General features: G+C 64.1%; 22 protein-coding genes. 11 read left to right on the top strand and 11 right to left on the bottom strand.

All coding sequences use genetic code 11. From position 1 onward, the window contains the following. Nucleotides 1–84: 84 nt before the first annotated feature. On the top strand, nt 85–741 hold the full coding sequence (locus P2T57_RS06330) for a DUF7344 domain-containing protein (RefSeq protein ID WP_276301643.1): 657 nt from the start codon (nt 85–87) through the stop codon (nt 739–741). A 5-nt stretch (nt 742–746) separates the two neighbouring features. Here the strand turns inward: P2T57_RS06330 and moaC are convergent, their stop codons facing one another. Beyond that, nucleotides 747–1,322 carry a cyclic pyranopterin monophosphate synthase MoaC gene (gene moaC, locus P2T57_RS06325; protein WP_276301642.1) on the bottom strand — a complete coding sequence of 192 codons (576 nt, stop codon included), beginning with the start codon at nt 1,320–1,322 and terminating at the stop codon, nt 747–749. Continuing rightward, nucleotides 1,315–2,763, bottom strand: coding sequence for an NAD(P)H-hydrate epimerase (locus tag P2T57_RS06320; RefSeq protein ID WP_276302086.1), 1,449 nt, complete (start codon nt 2,761–2,763; stop codon nt 1,315–1,317). Before P2T57_RS06320 ends, moaC begins: the two co-directional genes overlap by 8 nt. 328 nt (nt 2,764–3,091) lie before the next feature. On the opposite strand from P2T57_RS06320, the gene P2T57_RS06315 reads away from it, so the two are divergent. Next, nucleotides 3,092–4,255 carry a hypothetical protein gene (locus P2T57_RS06315; protein WP_276301641.1) on the top strand — a complete coding sequence of 388 codons (1,164 nt, stop codon included), beginning with the start codon at nt 3,092–3,094 and terminating at the stop codon, nt 4,253–4,255. A gap of 81 nt (nt 4,256–4,336) precedes the next feature. Here the strand turns inward: P2T57_RS06315 and P2T57_RS06310 are convergent, their stop codons facing one another. Both P2T57_RS06310 and P2T57_RS06305 read right to left on the bottom strand, forming a co-directional pair. Next, nucleotides 4,337–4,630 (bottom strand): acylphosphatase, encoded by a 294-nt coding sequence (locus P2T57_RS06310; RefSeq protein ID WP_276301640.1) that lies wholly within the window; start codon nt 4,628–4,630, stop codon nt 4,337–4,339. A 79-nt stretch (nt 4,631–4,709) separates the two neighbouring features. Continuing rightward, on the bottom strand, nt 4,710–5,612 hold the full coding sequence (locus tag P2T57_RS06305; protein ID WP_276301639.1) for a DNA-3-methyladenine glycosylase family protein: 903 nt from the start codon (nt 5,610–5,612) through the stop codon (nt 4,710–4,712). A gap of 86 nt (nt 5,613–5,698) precedes the next feature. Here P2T57_RS06305 and P2T57_RS06300 point away from each other — a divergent pair, with 86 nt between their 5' ends. Further along, on the top strand, nt 5,699–6,169 hold the full coding sequence (locus P2T57_RS06300) for a DUF555 domain-containing protein (protein ID WP_276301638.1): 471 nt from the start codon (nt 5,699–5,701) through the stop codon (nt 6,167–6,169). Nucleotides 6,170–6,325: 156 nt separating this feature from the next. On the opposite strand, the gene P2T57_RS06295 is transcribed toward P2T57_RS06300, so the two are convergent. Further along, nucleotides 6,326–6,565 (bottom strand): UPF0058 family protein, encoded by a 240-nt coding sequence (locus P2T57_RS06295; protein WP_163520768.1) that lies wholly within the window; start codon nt 6,563–6,565, stop codon nt 6,326–6,328. Nucleotides 6,566–6,816: 251 nt separating this feature from the next. Here P2T57_RS06295 and P2T57_RS06290 point away from each other — a divergent pair, with 251 nt between their 5' ends. Next, nucleotides 6,817–7,224 carry a translation initiation factor IF-2 subunit beta gene (locus P2T57_RS06290; RefSeq protein WP_276301637.1) on the top strand — a complete coding sequence of 136 codons (408 nt, stop codon included), beginning with the start codon at nt 6,817–6,819 and terminating at the stop codon, nt 7,222–7,224. Here the strand turns inward: P2T57_RS06290 and P2T57_RS06285 are convergent, their stop codons facing one another. Further along, a complete protein-coding gene (locus tag P2T57_RS06285; RefSeq protein ID WP_276301636.1) occupies nt 7,225–7,404 on the bottom strand; it encodes a DUF7836 family putative zinc-binding protein in 180 nt (59 codons plus the stop codon). 443 nt (nt 7,405–7,847) lie between these two features. Between P2T57_RS06285 and P2T57_RS06280 the strand changes: the two genes are divergently transcribed. Then, nucleotides 7,848–8,426 carry a hypothetical protein gene (locus tag P2T57_RS06280; protein WP_276301635.1) on the top strand — a complete coding sequence of 193 codons (579 nt, stop codon included), beginning with the start codon at nt 7,848–7,850 and terminating at the stop codon, nt 8,424–8,426. 141 nt (nt 8,427–8,567) lie between these two features. Here P2T57_RS06280 and P2T57_RS06275 read toward each other — a convergent pair whose 3' ends face one another. The 3 genes from P2T57_RS06275 to P2T57_RS06265 all read right to left on the bottom strand — a co-directional run bounded on the left by P2T57_RS06275 (nt 8,568) and on the right by P2T57_RS06265 (nt 9,805). Continuing rightward, nucleotides 8,568–8,888: a hypothetical protein gene (locus P2T57_RS06275; protein WP_276301634.1), complete on the bottom strand. Its 321-nt coding sequence runs from the start codon at nt 8,886–8,888 to the stop codon at nt 8,568–8,570. A gap of 113 nt (nt 8,889–9,001) precedes the next feature. Beyond that, nucleotides 9,002–9,286: a DUF357 domain-containing protein gene (locus P2T57_RS06270; RefSeq protein ID WP_276301633.1), complete on the bottom strand. Its 285-nt coding sequence runs from the start codon at nt 9,284–9,286 to the stop codon at nt 9,002–9,004. Between the two features lie 174 nt (nt 9,287–9,460). Next, entirely contained in the window at nt 9,461–9,805 is a 345-nt protein-coding gene (locus P2T57_RS06265; RefSeq protein WP_276301632.1) for a hypothetical protein, read from the bottom strand. 334 nt (nt 9,806–10,139) lie between these two features. Between P2T57_RS06265 and trxB the strand changes: the two genes are divergently transcribed. Further along, nucleotides 10,140–11,456, top strand: coding sequence for a thioredoxin-disulfide reductase (gene trxB / locus P2T57_RS06260; protein WP_276301631.1), 1,317 nt, complete (start codon nt 10,140–10,142; stop codon nt 11,454–11,456). 4 nt (nt 11,457–11,460) lie between these two features. On the opposite strand, the gene P2T57_RS06255 is transcribed toward trxB, so the two are convergent. After that, nucleotides 11,461–12,459 carry a DUF7282 domain-containing protein gene (locus P2T57_RS06255; RefSeq protein WP_276301630.1) on the bottom strand — a complete coding sequence of 333 codons (999 nt, stop codon included), beginning with the start codon at nt 12,457–12,459 and terminating at the stop codon, nt 11,461–11,463. A 538-nt stretch (nt 12,460–12,997) separates the two neighbouring features. On the opposite strand from P2T57_RS06255, the gene P2T57_RS06250 reads away from it, so the two are divergent. The 4 genes from P2T57_RS06250 (at nt 12,998) to P2T57_RS06235 (ending at nt 15,149) form a co-directional block, all read left to right on the top strand. After that, a complete protein-coding gene (locus P2T57_RS06250; protein WP_276301629.1) occupies nt 12,998–13,525 on the top strand; it encodes a hypothetical protein in 528 nt (175 codons plus the stop codon). A gap of 76 nt (nt 13,526–13,601) precedes the next feature. Then, nucleotides 13,602–14,300 carry a hypothetical protein gene (locus P2T57_RS06245; protein WP_276301628.1) on the top strand — a complete coding sequence of 233 codons (699 nt, stop codon included), beginning with the start codon at nt 13,602–13,604 and terminating at the stop codon, nt 14,298–14,300. Between the two features lie 181 nt (nt 14,301–14,481). Continuing rightward, entirely contained in the window at nt 14,482–14,781 is a 300-nt protein-coding gene (locus P2T57_RS06240) for a DUF7545 family protein (RefSeq protein WP_276301627.1), read from the top strand. A gap of 215 nt (nt 14,782–14,996) precedes the next feature. Then, nucleotides 14,997–15,149, top strand: coding sequence for a hypothetical protein (locus tag P2T57_RS06235; RefSeq protein ID WP_276301626.1), 153 nt, complete (start codon nt 14,997–14,999; stop codon nt 15,147–15,149). Here P2T57_RS06235 and P2T57_RS06230 read toward each other — a convergent pair whose 3' ends face one another. Further along, the gene (locus tag P2T57_RS06230) at nt 15,150–15,812 is read right to left on the bottom strand and encodes a 2,5-diamino-6-(ribosylamino)-4(3H)-pyrimidinone 5'-phosphate reductase (protein ID WP_276301625.1); all 663 of its coding nucleotides are present in this window, start codon (nt 15,810–15,812) and stop codon (nt 15,150–15,152) included. Nucleotides 15,813–15,882: 70 nt separating this feature from the next. On the opposite strand from P2T57_RS06230, the gene P2T57_RS06225 reads away from it, so the two are divergent. Beyond that, nucleotides 15,883–17,226, top strand: a complete 1,344-nt coding sequence (locus P2T57_RS06225) for an arylsulfotransferase family protein (RefSeq protein ID WP_276301624.1) — start codon at nt 15,883–15,885, stop codon at nt 17,224–17,226. Nucleotides 17,227–17,439: the final 213 nt, after the last annotated feature.

Here is a 17,439-nt window from a genome sequence, read left to right as displayed (position 1 = left end):
CGTTCCGGTTGTCACGAACACCGGCGAGAGACGAGCCAATAACAAAACGTCCGCCGCCCCCAGCATGTGACGACAACCTACTCGATGGACTCCGAACGAAACCGGACGCCGACTCGGAGCGCCGCCACTCGCTCCCGCGACCGATTCGTCGCGGGCGTCGTGCTGAACCGGCGTCGGCGCTACGCGCTCTACTACCTGCACGAGTCGTCCGGTCCCGTCACGCTCGAAGACCTCGCCGAGCAGGTGGCGGCGTGGGAGGCCGGGACGACGCCCGAGGAGATCGCCAGACACCGCGTCGAGTCGGTTCGCTCGTCGCTGTGCCGGACCCACCTGCCGTATCTGGCCGAGCGGGGTCTCGTCACCTACGACGACGACCGACGAGTAGCGACGGGTCACGTCGAGGACCCCGAACTCGCGGTGTTTCTGGCCAACGACCCGCGGACCGAACTCCCGTGGTACCGGGTGTATCTGGCGCTGACCGCGATTTCGGCTGTCCTCGTGGGATTGGTCCAGTTCGGCGTGTCGCCGTTCGACCGAATCGGTCCGATAGGGACGGCCGTGGTCATCGTCGGCCTGTTCGCGCTGGCGAGCGTCGGCTACTGGTACGACGTGCGCCGGTGGCGACGCCGGACCGAGAACACCCCGCCGGACTTTCTGGTCACGCTCGAAGAAGACGTGATGCTCGACCGAGACGAAGGCGAGCGAGACGGGAACTCGGACGACGCCGACGAGTCGAGGTGAGGCGTCTACAGTTCTGTCTTTCTCTTCTCGACCACTCGGACGTTCCGAATCGCGGTGTCGGGGTACTGGCCTCCAGCGTCCTCCGCGGCTTCGCCGCTCCGGTTCGCGGACGAGTCCGCGCTCTTTTCTGCGGCTTTCACCATGTCCCAGACCACGTTCAGGCCGGTGGTGACGCCTTCGAGGGCCTCCATCTCGCACCCGGTCTTGCCGGTGGTTTCGACCGCGACTTCGAGGACGACGCAATCGTCGCGCAGGTCGAAGTCGGTCTCGACGTTGGTGATGGGAATCTGGTGGCACATCGGAATCGTCTCCCACGTGTGTTTGACCGCCTGCACCGCGCCGACGCGGGCCGTGGCCAGCACGTCGCCCTTGCTGACCTCGTTGTTCTCGATGGCGTCGATGGTCGAGGACTGGAGGTGGATTTCGCCCTCGGCGACCGCCCGCCGGGCGGTGTCGGGTTTGTCGCCCACGTCAACCATCTGGACCTCGCCCTCGTCGTCGGTGTGGGTCAAATCGGTCTCGTCGGCGGTTTCACCGCCTCCGTCTCGATGCGCTTCTGGCGAATCGCTTTCGTCACTCATCGTCGTCACCCCAGATAGCGCGGGGAAGAACGTCGAGCAGGTCAGAAGCCAGCAGGCCGCCGTGGCGTGGGTCCTCCTCGTCTATCAGTTCGCCAGCGCGACCGTTGGCGTAGGCCCCCATGCAGGCCGACTGGAAGGGGTCGTGGTTTGCGAGGAGTCCGGCGACGGTTCCGGCGAGAGTGTCGCCCGTGCCGCCGACGGTCATGCCCTGCGTTCCGGCGCGTGAGACCCGAGTGCGCTCGCCGTCGGTGATTACGTCGTCTTTCGCTTTCGCCAGCACGACGTGGCCGAGGTCGTCGGCGAAGGCCTCGATTTCGTCGGCGCGGTCCCGGAGACCGTCGGCGCTCTCGATTTCCGGGCCGCCCATCTCGGCGAGTTCCTTCCGGTTGGGGGTGCAGACCAGCGTCGCGTTTGTATCGACCTCTGGAACCACGGGGAGGGCATCGGCGTCCACGACCGCCCGGCCGGAGAACTCCGAGAGGAACTGTTTCGCGGCCTCCAAGGTCTCGTCGGCGTTGCCCAGTCCCGGCCCGAGGACCACCACGTCGTCGTAGCTCTCGGCGGTGTCCACGAGGTCCGGTACGTGGTCGGGGCGGAGATACTCGCCCTCGTAGGCTTGGACGATGAGGTCCTCGGCGTAGCCCTGAATCTGGGGCGCGACGGGACCCGGCGCGGCGACGAACGAGAGGTTCGCACCGGCCCGGAGCGCGGCCTGCGCCGCGAGCGCCGGGGCACCGGTGTAGGGGCCGCCGCCGACGACGTAGGCGCGGGCGTCCTCGGCTTCCGGGCCTTCTCTGACGGGGAGCATGTCGCCGGGACCGACGAACTCCTCGGCTGAGGCGGGGATGCCGATGTCGGCGACAGTGACCTCGGCGTCCAGCGAGTCGAGGCCGGGTTTCTCGTCGTGGAAGGTGACCACGCGGTCGGCTTGGACCGCGGTTCCCTCGGCGTCCCCGGTGTTCGCATCGACGCCGGAGGGCACGTCTACCGCAATCACGGTTGCGTCGTGCTGGTTGATTTGCTCGGCGGCGGTGGCCTCGGGTTCCCGGAGCGCGCCGGTCACGCCGGTTCCGAGCATGGCGTCCACGACGACTTCGCACTCGGGGGGGTCGAAGTCGCGGGAATCGGCGACCTCCTCGGTTTCGTAGTCGGCCTGTTCGAGCGCGTCCCAGTTCTCGCGGGCGATGTCGGTCGAGATAGTCTCGGCCCGGCCGAGGAGGACCACCGAAATCTCGTAGTCGTTCAAGAATCTGGCCGCGACGAAGGCGTCACCGCCGTTGTTGCCCCGCCCGGCGACGATTGCCACTCGCGCGCCGGCGTCGGCGACCGCCCGGACCTCGCGGGCCACCGCGTTGCCCGACGACTCCATCAACTGCTTCCGGGGCACGCCGAGACCGGCGGCGTTCGCGTCCACCTGCGCCATTCGCTCGGAGGGTATCATGGCCGGGGATTCGACGGCGACGGCGTTAAGTCCTGTCTTCGCGGGGTTGGCTTCGTCGGCCACCGTCCACGTCCGACTGCGAACCCGGAGAGCGTGGTTTCGGAGGTCCTCGGCCGGGTCGCAGTCACGCGACCGAGGTTTCGCCCAGCGAAGCGAGTTACCGTTCGAAGCGAAGGTATCAGCCTGCAGATGGAAATGGAAAATTATCTTATAGAAATGAATAGATGTCCAAAAGAAATAACAATGTTTCTCTAGCGCCGTCGCCGGTCTCGCCTAGCCAGCACGGATAAGAGTCTCGCGGTCCGAACGTTTGGCGGGGAGATTACTGATGTCCAACGACGACCACTACCGACAGGGAGGCCGCGAGACGCGAAACTACGAGGAGCGCGGGCGCGGCGACCAGCGACGGGGGAACCGAGCGGAGGAGAGTCAGCGACGGGACCGACGCGAGACCCGACGGGGCGACGACCGGAGTCCGGAACAGGTCGAGCGAGAGGTCAAAGAGCGAATGCGGGGCGGAGAAGCGGTCGTTCCGACCGGCGCGCAGTCCGACCGGAGCCAGCAGGCGAGTTTCCGGTTCGGCGGCGGGGGCCGACACGAGGGCGACCACGTGCCGCGGGAGCGACAGACGAGTGGCTCCGCCGGACGAGGACGGAACTCGCAGGGCCAACGAGGTTCACAGTCGCAGGGTCGGTACCAGTCCCGCCAGACCTCGCGCCGATACCAGCCCCGACAGTCGCAGGGCCGCCAGCAGGGCCAGCAAATGCCGCAGGGCCGCCAGCAGGACCAACAATCCTCGCAGAGTCGGTCCTCGCAGGGGTCCCAGACGACGGAGGGAAGCCGCCACAGCCTCCGATTCGGCGGCGAACCTCGCCACGAGTCGAGCCACGCCGAGCGACCCCACGGCGGCGAGCAGTTCTCGGCCGACGAGCGCCAGTCGGGCCAGCGAGGCGGGCAGTTCGACCAGCAGGGCGGTCAGTTCAGCCAGCGCGGTGGACAGTCGTCGCACTCCGGCCGCTCGCAGTCCGGACACGCCCAGTCCGACCGGGGTCAGTCCCGACAGGACTACGACGCCGAACCGCCACAGCAACGGCCCTCGCCACAGCAGTCCCACCAGTCCTCGGGGCAGTCTCGACGCCAGACCGGACAGCAGACCCAACAGCAGTCCGGGCAACAGACACACCAGCTATCGGACCGGCAGACGACGCAGAAGCAACCCCACCAACAGCCGACCGGCCAACCGGCCTACTCCGAGCGACTGGAGGAGTCGCACCAGATGACCGAGCAGTCCGGGCAGTCTCGGAGCGAACAAGTCCCGACCGGACCGTCCGGCACGCCCCAACAACGCGACGAACGCCAGCAGTCCCAGCGCAACCGCTACGCGAACGGTCAGCGAGGCCGCCAATCTGGCGGTCGGTCGCAGAGACAGCAGTCCGGCGGTCGGAGCGAGGAGACGCACGGACTCGATAGCCGCCACGGCGACCGGTACTGAAACGCGGTTCTACCGGGTTCGACGCCGCTCGGCTCCGTTCTCGCTGTTTTCGTTTGGTTCTTTGCTCCCGGTGGGACACTCTCAGCGCCGAATCCGGAAGCCGTCCTCGTCCTCGGGGTCGTCGTACTCGACTTCCACGTCGTCTACGTCCGCAGAGGGACTGCCGGTGTGACACCACTCGACCATCTCCTCGACGCGCTCCTCGGGACCCTCGAAGACGGCCTCGACCCGACCGTCGGCGAGGTTCTTGACCCATCCCGAGACCCCCTTCTCTCGGGCGGTGTCGCGGGTGTTCGCCCGGTAGTAGACGCCCTGAACCTTCCCGGAGACGAAGACGTGCGCTCGGGTTCGGTCGTCGGTGGAACTGTCGGACATGGTTCACGCGGTGGTTCGGCGTTCTGGCTTAAGCCGGTTGGGTACTCGACCCGAGGAGCGCGGCGAGACCGGTTCCTGACTACTCCCGATTCCGGAGGTAGTGGAAGACGTAAGTCTGGGCGTACCCGGCGTACTCGCCGCCGAACCGCTCCCGAATCGCCCGCGAAGTCTCGGCGTAGGACCCCCTATCGCAGTCGGGGTAGTAGTCGGCGATGGCGGTCTGAATCCACGTGTCCAGCGGAACCGCCTCCAGATAGCCCAGCGAGAACAACAGCACGCAGTCGGCCACCTTGTCGCCGACGCCGACGAACGCTTGGACAGCATCGCGGGCCTCCTCGTAGTCGAAATCCCGAACGTCCTCGGCGGTGGCCTCGCCGGAGGCGACCAACTCGGCGGAACGCTGGACGTAGGGCGCACGGTAGCCCAACCCTAACTCGCGGAGGTCCTCCTCGGTGGCCTCGGCGAGTCGGTCGGGCGTCGGGTAGGCGTGGTAGGTCTCGCCGTCGAACTCGATTTCCGCGCCGAACTCGCGGGCGAGGCCGGTCTGCATCCCGTGGATTCGCCCGACCCGCATCTGGGCCGAGCAGATGAACGAAATCAGACAGGGGAAGAAGGGGTCGTCAACGATTCGGAGTCCGCGGTAGGCGTCGGTGGCCGACGCGAGGAGGTCGTCGTCGGGCATCCGGGCGAAGATGGCCGGGAGGTCGTCGTCGAGGCGCAGTCGCTCGACGAGGAGGTCGTCGGCGTCGGTGGTGGCCTCCCACTCCAGCAGGCCGTCGCGCTGACGGACGCGGACGACTTCGGGGTCCTCGTCGGCGCGATTGGCGACGGTGTAGTACCACGCGGACCCGCCGTAGGGGTCGGCCTCGTCGTAGGTGCGGCCGTCGTCGCGCCGCCAGAGGAAGGTCTGGCCGCTCTCCAGCGTGGCCTGCAAGTCGAAACCCCCCGAGAGGTCGGCGACAGGTATCGAACCAGAGTGCATCGCGGAACCCTCCGGCCCCCGGAAGTGGAAAGCTTTCGTTTTAGGGCTAAACTTGATACTGTTGGCGCTACTACTTCTACGTGGCTATGAACTGCAGAGTTGTCGTGGAAGCCGCAGTCCCGGTCTACGACGTGGAGACTCCCGACGAGGCCGTTCGGATCGCCATCTCCAAGACCGGCGAGTTGCTCAACCCCGACCTCAACTACGTCGAAATCAACATGGGCGAGCGGTCCTGCCCCCACTGCGGGGAGGAGCTAGAACCCGCCTTCATCGCCGCCGACGAAAGCCTCGTCGCGCTGGAGTTAGAGATGACGGTGTTCAACGTCGAGCGCGAGGAGCACGCCTCGCGCATCGCCCGGAAGGAAATCGGCCAGCGTCTCGAAAACATCCCGCTGACCGTCCTCGAAGTCGAAGTCATCGAGGACGAAGACGACGAGGGTGACGAAACCGAGGCCGACGAGACAGGGAACGACGACATCGAGGTCGAAACAGAGACTCAGAGCGACCGCGACGAAGACGACGAGGTTCTCCCGGAGTTCGAGGACCTCATCGAGTAACGCGACTCTGCCAGTCCCGCGCTGTCGGTCGGCGTCACCGGCGCGTACATCCTTCTCTGCGGTCGATACTCGTCGCTGACGAGGCGTAAGTGAGGCTCAGAACAGCACTGCCGCTACGGAGACGGAGCGGGTTCGTGAGAAGCGTCGTGCCGCAGTTCAGTCGGCCTTGGCGGCGACTTTCTCGTCCGCCTCGGCTTCGTTCATTTCGGATGTGATTGCGTTTGCCATCGCAAAGACTGCCGCCTTGTGGTCTGTTTTCGACTTGTGAATCGACGTTGGTCGTACGCCGAGAGAATCGTATTCGCTAAGGTCTACTTCCGTGCTGTTCTCCTCTTCGAAGTAATTCCCGACCTCTGCGAGCAGGCCGTGAAGGTGGATGAGTTCCTGCTTCTTCATAAGCAAACGAGGCTAACAGTTGCAGGGTTATAGTATTATCTTGAGTCCCGTTAACACGGTGAGGGGATTTCACGTCTTTACGCCCCCCTAATAGTACGTAACGCCTACTATCATGGTAGTGTGAAACAGTCTCACGCAGTTGTGTTCGTTCCGTATCGAAACGCAACCTTACCGTTGGGGGCGTCGGTCGTCGGCAAATCGCCCTGTGAGTCTGAAAGTTTTTTATTCGTATGCGTTCGTTACCGTCTCGTATGGAGAGTTACGACGACCACCTCGAACGGGCGATGGACGAAGCGCCCGAGATTCAAGGGAACGGCGACCGGTTCGACGTGCCCGAGGCCGACGTGCGCCAAGAGGGGAACGTCACCGTCTACGAGAACTTTCAGGACACCCTCGACCGACTCGGCAGGGACGAGGACCACGTACTGAAGTTTCTGCAAGACGAACTCGGCACGAGCGCCCACATCGACGAGAGCGGACGCGCCCGACTGACCGGCGAGTTCGGACAGCGCCGCATCGAGGACGCCATCGAGGAGTACACCGACGAGTACGTCCTCTGTCCAGAGTGTGGACTCCCGGACACGCGACTCGAACGAGAACAGGGTGCGGTGTTGCTTCGGTGCGAGGCGTGCGGCGCGCGCTCGCCGACCGGGAGCTAACTACTGGAACTGCTTGAGCGTCTCCAAGTCGTGTTCGGTCCGCGTGAACTCGGCGGTCCGGCGCGTGGCGTGGCAGTTCGGGCAGTTGAACTGCTCGTCGTGTGACGGGAGGTCGTCGGGCGACTCCTCCCAATCCTTGCCACACTCGGGGCAAACCAGCCGCACGTAGGTTTCGTTCATACAAAGAACCATGCGCGAGGCTGATAGAAAAAACTTGTCGCGGGATTCCAACTGGTGAGAACGCGGGCCGTCCAATTCTCCGAGAGTGGTCCAGCACACTGCGGGGGTAGCGTTCAAACGTGTTCTCAACCCTTGTGTCGCCCGGCGCGAGAAACCACGTCCTTGGCGGACTGAAAGGGCGAACGCGCCTTGCGGTCACGCGAACGGAGTGAGTGTGACCTCGGAAGACGGGGTTTGTCTTCCGGTGTTCACCTCGGTCGTCTCAGCGTGGCCCTATTTCGCGCGCAGTTCTGCGCGCGAAATATTCCGGTGAGCGACCGCGAGGTGCGTGAGGGCTTTCGAGGCACCGAATACTGTTTCTGTGGCGTGGCTGGACGACGATTCTCGAACCCGCCAGCACGTCTAAGGATGCGCTCGCCCAATCCCCGTTGGGGGTTTCAGAGATGGCTAATCGACACCACAGGGAGCGACGCCACGAGGAGACCGACGACCATCCCGCCGACGAGCGTCACACCAACGAGTACGGTGACGCCGCCGACCGGGACCGAGACCGACGCGAGCGACAGCGAGGAGACCGAGGACGGCCCCAGAGTCACCACGAGGAGAACGAGCGCCAGATGAAACACGACGCCACCGGGCACGGCCACGCGAACCGGTGGGGGAGCAACCGGACTGTCAACGTCCATAAGACCGACCGGTCCGACAGCGAGGGGTCGGCGAGCGAGGACCGCCAGCGTCGGAAGCGAAGCGGGAGCGAGAGCCACGACACCGGGTCGTCGCGCACCGGCAGTCAGCGCGGGAGCCACCGCGAGGAGGGAATCTCCGGCCGAGAGACGGGACAGCGCGGCGACTCGTCCCATCACTCCGACCCGCGGGACTCGACCTTCCGAGAGGGGACTGGCGGCGAGCGCGAACACCGCCACGGCGGCGCGCAGGGCACCAGCGAACGCGACCGGCGCTACGGGAGTCGCCGAGGCCACGGGAGCGAGCGCCGGACCGAGAAACGGCGCTCCTCGGAGTGAGCAGTCCGAGAAGTTTCTTCGGGTGGTCGAAGCAAATAATCTTATTTCTTTACCGATTGTAGGGGTTGCTACACGCGCCGAGACGACGGTAGCGGCTGTCGTCGGCTGTTAGCGCGCTGGCGGCCGTTAGGGCCGGTGCCGTCAGACCAGACCGCCCTCGCGCGCGAACAGGTAACTGATGAGGACGAGGAAGGCGACGCTAATCGCGCCGGTCACGAGACCGATGGTCCGGTACTCCATCCCGTTGAGGAGCCAGATGAACCCCAGCACGAGGGCGTAGATGACCCCGAGGAGGTAGAGGACGGGCCGCCAGTACCGAGTCAGGAAGAACACCACGCCAAGCAGGAACCCCGCCCCGACCACGACGAAGGGCGACTGGTCGGTCGTCACCCCGAGGTAGACGTGGATGCCCGCGAGGAGCACCCCGAGCGCGACTGCCACCCAGTCGAGCGAACTGTCCATTTCGAGGCGCAACACTCCTGACGACCCCGGTGCGTCCTCCATAGCTATCGGTTAGACGGCTTGCACGTTCTAAAGTTCCACGGGGTGTTGGCTGGTCTCGTTCGTGGGCGAACTCAGACCGTGAACAAGTGCCCCTCGCGGGGCACGTCGAACAGGCCGACCCGAGCGCCGGCGTCGAGCCACGCGTGACCGTAGGAGAAGGACGCCAGCGCGTTCACGGGGTCGCCCTGCTCGCGGAAGTGCCGACCGTCTTCGAGGTAGGAGGTCGCCATCTCCAGACACTCGGCGGCAGACTCGCCCATCGGGGTGTCGTCTGGCGGCGCGATTTCGGCGGCGTCGAGGGCCTCCGCGAGCAGGCCCTCGTATCGGTCGGTCTTCTCCTCGAGGTCGGCGGCCATGTCCGGGGAGACGAGTAGGAGCGAGGTAAGGGCTTCGGGAGCGTTTCAGTCGTCGGTCTGTTCGTCCTCGCGGTTACGTTTGACGCCAGTCGTCGTTGCACCCGGTTTCCCGAGGTCTTCGGGCCGAATTCGCACGTCCTCGTCGTCTCGTTCGTCTGTCATACGTCGTCGTTATCAGTAAAGCGCGAAAAGGATTCCGGCGAGGAGCGCCGCCGTTCCCGCGAGGAACGCGACTAACGACCGCCGGACCCACTGTTCTTTGTACTCCGCTTTCGTTACGGCGTCACCTATCCAGTCGGGATACCCGAGCGTGAGGACCCAGTTCAGATACTCGTCCTCGCGTAGCTTGTAGGTCGTGAGTTTGTCGAAGGTCCCGGTGTGGATTCCCCGGTCTACCGCTGTCGAGAGGTAGCCGACCAGCGCACAGACCGAGGACGTAACGAACAGCAGTATCGCGGCCACAGACAAGATATTGACGTACTCTCGAACGCGGACCTGCGATGCGATTGCGATTAGCATCGTGAGAATGAGCGCGTTGAGTCGAACGAGTCGAAACGACTTGTCCGAGAGGTCTGAGAACAACTGAAGCGTCTGTTCGAGGACTAACTGGGCGTCTTCGTGTGCTCGTTCGAGTGCATCGGGGTCGAGTTCGCGTCGTTCCGCGGCCTTTCGTAGCCGTTCTTCCCGTGCGACTGTCTCGTCGTGTGCGTCTCCACCGGTTATCGGCGATCAGAGCATCACGGAACCTCCTTGGCCCGTCTTCACTCAAAAACCTACGCGGGTCCTCGGCCCAAAACCGGAAACCCGACGCGACAACACAAGCTAAATACCCCCCGAAGGGCAATATTGCACCATGAGCGAACACCCGCACGTCGAGATTTACTGCAAGGAGGAGTGTCCCTACTGCGAGAAGGCCAAGGACCTCTTCGACTCCAAGGGCGTCGAGTACGAGACGTACAACGTGACCGGCGACGACGAGCGATTCGACGAGATGGTCGAGCGGGCGAACGGTCGCCAGACAGCGCCCGAGGTGTTCATCGACGACGAACTCGTCGGTGGGTGGGACGACACCCAAGCCTTGGACGAGTCCGGCGAGTTGGACGAGAAACTGGGTATCGCGGCCCCGGATGGTGGCGTCGAACACCGAAAGCTCATCATCTCCGGGAGCGGCATCGCGGGCCTGACTGCGGCCATCTACGCCGCACGGTCGAACAACGACCCGCTGGTGCTGGAGGGCGACGAACCCGGCGGTCAACTCACGCTGACGACCGACGTGGAGAACTACCCCGGATTCCCCGAGGGAATCAGTGGCCCGGACCTCATCAACAACATGAAAGAGCAGGCCCAGCGATTCGGGGCCGAGGTCAAAAACGGCGTCATCGAGGAGGTAGACGACTCGTCACGACCCTACCGCGTCGAACTCTCGAACGGCGACGTGTACACCGCGGACGCCTTCATCGCGGCGTCCGGCGCGAGCGCCCGGACTCTCGGCATCCCCGGCGAGGACGACCTGATGGGTTACGGCGTCTCGACCTGTGCGACCTGTGACGGCGCGTTCTTCCGCGACGAGGAGATGCTGGTCGTCGGCGGCGGCGACGCCGCGATGGAGGAGGCCAACTTCCTGACCAAGTTCGCCTCGAAGGTGTATCTGGTCCACCGCCGGGAGGAGTTCCGCGCAGAAGACTACTGGATAGACCGCGTGCAGGAGAAAGTCGAGGAGGGCGAAATCGAAATCGTCCGGAACGCGGAAGTCACCGAGATTCACGGGTCGGTCGAGGAGGGCGTCGATACCGTGGACCTCGTGCGCAACCCCGAGGGGTACCCGACCGACAAGTTGGACGACCCCGAGACCGAGGAGTTCGAGATGGACGTGGGTGCGGTCTTCCTCGCAATCGGTCACACGCCGAACACCGACTACCTCGAAGACACTGCGGTCGAGATGGACGACGCGGGCTACATCCAGACGGAGGGCGGCAAGGGCGGCGGCCAGACCAAGACCGGCGTGCCCGGCATCTTCGGCGCGGGCGACGTGGTGGACTACCACTACCAGCAGGCCGTGACCGCCGCGGGAATGGGTTGTAAGGCCGCGCTCGACGCCGACGACTATCTCGAAACTGCCGAACTCGAAACCGAAGAAACTGCGACCGAGGCCGCGGCGGGCGACGACTGAGCGATTAGGATTCGGTCGTCGCGTTGGCCGTCTCGTCGGTCACTTCCACGACGGCGATGCCGTTGACCGCTTCTCTCGAATCTAGCTTCGTGTACGGGCCGTCCTCCGTCCGGTTGGACTCCACGAAGTCGAACGTCTGATTGTCGTTCGAGTCCCGGTACGTGATGGCGACGAGGCGCTGGGACTGGTCCAGCGACTGGTCGAGTTCTATCGTGACGTTCTCGCTCAGACCGGGCGCGAGGTAACTGGACCGGCCGAGGATGCTATCGACGGCCTCGCCTTCGATGACGTCGCTATCGTGAACGACGACGAAGCCTCCTTCGGGGAGGGTCACGGACTGGACGGTGACCGTGCTTCCGTTCGAGTCCTGCGGTTCGAAGGTGATGGTCGCTGTCTCTGCTTCTGTCGTTGTCTCCTCGGTGGTCGTCGCGTTCGCCTCAGTGGTCGTCCCAGCCGTGGTCGTCTCGGTTGCCGGCGCAATCGTCGTGGTCGCTTGGGTCGTCTCTACGGTCGTCGGTGCGGCGGTCGTCTGGGTGGTTTCGGTCGTCGTTGCGGTGGTCGTCGTGGTCTCGGCGGTGGTCTCCTCGACCAGCGTCAGATTAGCGGTCGCCGCGACTCCCCCACTGAACACCCCGTGTGTGAACGTTCCCGCGGGGAACCCGGCCGTGTCGTTCGCCGTGACGTTGAACTGTATCGTCTCGGTCCCGTTCTCGGGAACATCGACCATCTGGGCCTCGATGACGTTCCCGGCGATGCGATAGCTGACCTGTCTCGCAACCAGTGCGTCGCCGCTGTTGACGATAGTCGCCGAGACAGTGTAGTTCGTGCCGATACGAACTCGCTCCGGCGCTGTCAGGTTCTCGAACGCGAAGTCCGCCCCCTGCGACGCAGTGGTCGTGGTCGTCTCCTGCACGCGGACAGCGTCGTTCGAGACTGTCGCTCCGGTCGTTGCCACTCCCGCTCCCGCGACGAGGAGCACTGCGACGATAGCGAGTGCTCCCACTCGACGGTGTTCGCTTCTCGGAATCACTTCGTTCTCCCCCCAACGTCGCGCATGTCGGGTTACACTTTCCACCGAGGGATAGTGACTCCCGACCGTTCACGGAGTTATCCTCGTGCTAACGCCGTATAACTAGAGGTAATTGCTCGGTTGAGTCGAAAATCCCCACCAGAAGCATAGAAACACAAATTATAGTATTTCAACCGTTAGTGTCGGCGACGGCCTCGCGGGTTACCGACCGAATAGCACGGACGACGCCGCCGACGGATTTCAGAATCAACGGTCGCGGTTCGGCGCGTTCCTCCTCGGCAGACGCGAAACGGACGACTGGGACGCGGAACGGCTTGCTGACGACGACACTATCTCGGATTGACTTAGTGGAACTCCTGAATAGGGAGATAGCAACAGATATTACAAGAGATTAATAGATAATACTACTTCTTGAACTATAGAAATAATGCATTTCTCTTAGAACAGTCGTCCTTTTTTATAAAGTAGTCAGTCACACGTTATGGACGCCCCGAGAAGGGGGAGAGAAACTATGACACGGGAAAACCAAGCAGACGAGACCGACGACACGCGACGGTCGTTCATGAAGAAGGGCGTGCTGGCGTCGAGTGCAGTCGCGCTCGGACTCGCCGGGAGCGGGAGCGTCATCGGGCAGGAAAACGCGCAGGAACCGAACACAGCCTTGGTATTCGTCAACGACTACAAACCGGGCGTTAGTTTCAGTCCGGTGAGCCGCCTCCAGCAACCGACAGTCGAGCAGATTCTCGGCTACGTGGACCCGGCCAATCCGAACGACGCGGACGCGTCGCCGGGTGCTGTCGTGGACCCGGACGACTGGAACGGCTATATGATTCACTATCAGGACTGTGGGCCGGGCAACTACGATGTCATCTTCCTGCGAGAGGGACTGCTTCAGCAGGACCAGACCTACTCGTTCACCACCAACGCCGTCTTCTTCAGCAACCGACTCGGACTGCTCGAAGCGACTATCGAATCCGGCGACAATGGTGGCGGTGGCGGCGACGGCGGCGACAATGGCGGCGGTGGCGACAGCGGGTGATGTTCCATCACCGCGTCACGATACATGGAGGCTCGCATAGCCTAGACGAATTCAGCGCGCGAGCGCCACGGAGGACATGATGCAAGAGAACGCACAGGAACCGAACACCGGTCTGGTGTTCGTGGATAGCTACAAACCCGGAATCGCGTTCCAGTCCGTGAGCCGTGTCCAACAGCCGACGGTCAACCAGATTCTCGGCTACGTGGACCCGGCCAGTCCGGATTCGGGCGATGGTGCGGTCGTGGACCCGACCGACTGGAACGGCTACCTCGTCCACTATCAGGACTGCGGGCCGGGCAACTACGAACTCGTCTTCCTGCGGGAGGGGTTGCTCCAAGACGGACAGACCTACTCGTTCACCACCGACGCCGTCTTCTTCGACAACGGACTCGGCCTGCTCGAAGCGCCGATTCGGCGAGGAGCAGGACGGGCGAGGGAGGGTGCTGGCGGGGAGACGACCGAGACCACAGACGAGGAGACTGCGACCCCAGCAGAAGAAACGACGACTGAGACGACAACCACCGAGACCACGACCGAAACGACGACGACCGAGACCACCACTGCCGGGGAAACGACCACTCCGGCCGAAACGACCACTGCTGGTGAAACGACCACTGCTGGTGAAACGACCACTACGTCCGGAACGACGACAACCGAGACGACCACCGCCGGAGAAACGACGACCACGACGCCCCCGGACGTGACCACGACGGCTAACGAGACCACCACGACGCAGGAAGTCATCGTGAACGCCACCGAGACGCAGGGCGGGTGACGGCCTACCGAGGACGGTCGGGTACGAGGCCGAAACTCGTCGTCCTCGCCGATATTTCGAGCGCAAATGCCCGCCGATGGGTCAGTCGCTCGAGGACGCGGGACCCGAATCGAGTCACGTCCGACCGGACTGCTCGGACCGGTACCCGCACTTCTTTACGTCCGCCCGAGGAAAGACGGGTATGGCCGACAACGAAGTTGAGACGGTGACGTACACCATCGAATCGCCCGACGGAGACACCGAAGACCTCACGCTCCCGAAAGGGGTCGTGGACCTCCTCCGCGAGGACGAGAGCGAGACCGACACCGAAGTACTGGGCGACCTGACGATGCTGTCGTTCGCACAGCAGGCCCACGCCCTCGTCCACCACGCGCCGGAGGAACCGGACCAGCACGTTCAGGACCTCGAAGCCGAGACGATGGACCTATTCGAGGAGCGATTCGGACAGACGTTCGGCGAGATGACCGGTCACTCGCACTAACTACCGCCGGACAGCATCCTGTCGGACGCCGATAGATTCCGGAATACGACGAAACTCCGATTTTTGCCGCTTTTTCCGCGATTACGTTCGGCTTTCGATTTCCAGACTGCAGACCGATAGCTGAGTTTATGTTTCACTCCTGTTTAAAAATGGCCTACTATGGCAGGCAACAATAACTCACCAAGTGGTTTCGAACGAGGGTACGAGCGACCGAAATGTCCGACGATGAGACCAAAATCCGGGTGCGTTGTCGTGACTGTTCGTTCGAGAAACTCGTCAACAACGACGACGCCAAACCCGCGGAGGTCCTCATCGACCACGGCCAGCGGACCGGTCACACGCTGACCATCGAACACGTCGAGGGGTAGTTAGCCCACCGCGTACCGAAGCAGGACCCCGTCGTCGATTCGTTCCACGTCGTCCAGTGCTAGTTCGGGGAACTCTGCGACGAACCCCTCGCCGTCGGCCAGCGTCGGAGCGTCCCGGCCGCCGATGACCTTCGACCCGACGAACACCCGGAGTTCGTCAACCAGTTCGTCCTCGAACAGCGAGAAGATGAGTTCGCCTCCTCCCTCGACCATGAGTTGGTCGATGCCCTCGGAGTCGAGCGCCGAGAGCGCCGCGTCCAACTCGACTCGCTCGTCGCCCGCGGTGATGAGTCGCGCGCCGGTCCCGGTCAACTCCTCGATTCGCTCTGTCGGCGCGGACTCGGACACGAGGAGGTACGTCGTCGCCGAATCGTCCAGAATCCGGGCGTCGGTGGGCGTCCGGGCCTTCGAGTCGGCCACGACCCGAATGGGGTGGGCCGACTCACCGCGGTCCCGGCGGGCCGACTGGCGCTCGGGGTCGTCCAGCGTCAGATGCGGGTCGTCCGCCAGTACCGTGCCGATGCCGACCATCACGGCGTCGCTCCCGGCCCGGAGGCCGTCTACCCGGTCGAAATCGTCCGGGCCGCTGATGGCTATCTGCTCGCGCTGACGCGAGGAGAGTTTGCCGTCGGCACTCATCGCTGTGTTGACGACCACGCGCATACCCCTGCTACTCGTCGGCCGGGAAAACCGCTTTCGGTCGATTTATGTCGTCCAAGATGGACGTTAGGGTGTGCGCCGTTACCGGGTTATCTTCGCCGTCGTCGTCCTCGTCTGCGCCAGCACGCTGGGCTACAGCTATCTCTCGTCGCCCGCCGACGCCGCGGTGACGACCTACGAGCGCCAGAGCGACTTGGGGGCCGACCAGCGCGCTTCGGTGGTCCCGCCCCGCGAGAACGTCACTGTCGTCGCCGGCCACGGGATGAAAGGCGAGTCGGCCGCGTTGGTCGCGTTCGGCCCCGGCGGCGAGGTCATCTATCACAACGACACCTTCCACGGCTACTTCGACGTGGACTCCGTGAAGGGTACCCGAATGACCGTCGAGTACGTCGCCGAACGCAACTACGACGGCGACGACTGCAACGGCAAGTGTACCGTCTCGGCAGTCGAGCGCGTCAACCTCACGACCGGCGAGGTTACCCGAATCTACGACAGAATCATCCCGCAGGACCGCGGCGCGAACTGGCACGACGTGGACCGAATCGGTAAGAACAGGCTCCTCGTGGGGGCCATCAACACCGACGAGGCCTACGTCGTCAACACCACCACGGGGATGACAACGTGGGAGTGGTCCACCAAGCAGGCCTACCCCCTCTCGGGCGGCGGTCCCTACCCAGAGGACTGGGCGCATCTCAACGACGTGGAGCGTCTGGACGACGGGCGAATCATGCTGAGCCTCCGGAATCAGGACTCGGTGGTCTTCGTGGACCCCGAAACTGGCATCCAAGAGAACTGGACGCTCGGGAGCGAAGACGACTACAGCGTCCTCTACGAACAGCACAACCCCGACTACATCAACGACTCCGAGGGCGGACCCGCGGTGCTGGTCGCCGACTCGCTCAACGACCGCATCGTGGAGTACCAGCGCGAGGAGGGCGAGGACGGGCGCGGCGAGTGGGTCCAGTCGTGGGTCTGGTCCGACGACGAGATGAAGTGGCCCCGCGACGCCGACCGCCTGCCCAACGGCAACACGCTCGTCTCGGACACCAACAGCCACCGGGTGCTGGAGGTCAACGAGTCCGGCGCAGTCGTCTGGAGCATCGACTTCTACGCGCCCTACGAGGCCGAACGCCTCGGCACCGGCGACGAGAGCGCCGGCGGCCCGAGCGCGGCGAAGGCGGGCCTGCAATCTCGGGGGACCGAGGAGACCGACGACCAGAACGTCACCACCTCTGTCGCCGGGTTCACGCCCCGGAAGGTCACCAACAGCATCGCGTTCGTCCTCCCGCTCTGGATGACCTTCGCCGACGCGCTGGTCGCGCTGGTGCTGGCGTTGACTCTGCTCGCGTGGGCCGTGGTCGAGTACCGGAACTCCTCGATTTCGGTCTCGTTCCACTGGCCGGTTCGGCTTCGTTGACCGGCGGGTCCGGCACGTAACGGCGTCTTGTCCCGTCTCGCGGGTTTCGCCGACCGGAGTAACGGACCGTCTCTGACGAGCGCGTCCGCGGGAGTTCCGTATGGTCCTCGTTACCGTTTCGATTCTTTGCCCATAACAAAGGAGACCGCTCCCCTGAGTTCGCGTATCTGCCGGACGGCGGCAGAAAGCCGAGAGATATGTTACGAGACGAAT

The sequence above is a fragment of the Halorussus lipolyticus genome (assembly GCF_029338375.1).
Classification (GTDB): domain Archaea; phylum Halobacteriota; class Halobacteria; order Halobacteriales; family Haladaptataceae; genus Halorussus; species Halorussus lipolyticus.
Note: the sequence above shows the minus strand (reverse complement) of the source record. Positions and strands in the feature narration are given on the sequence as shown.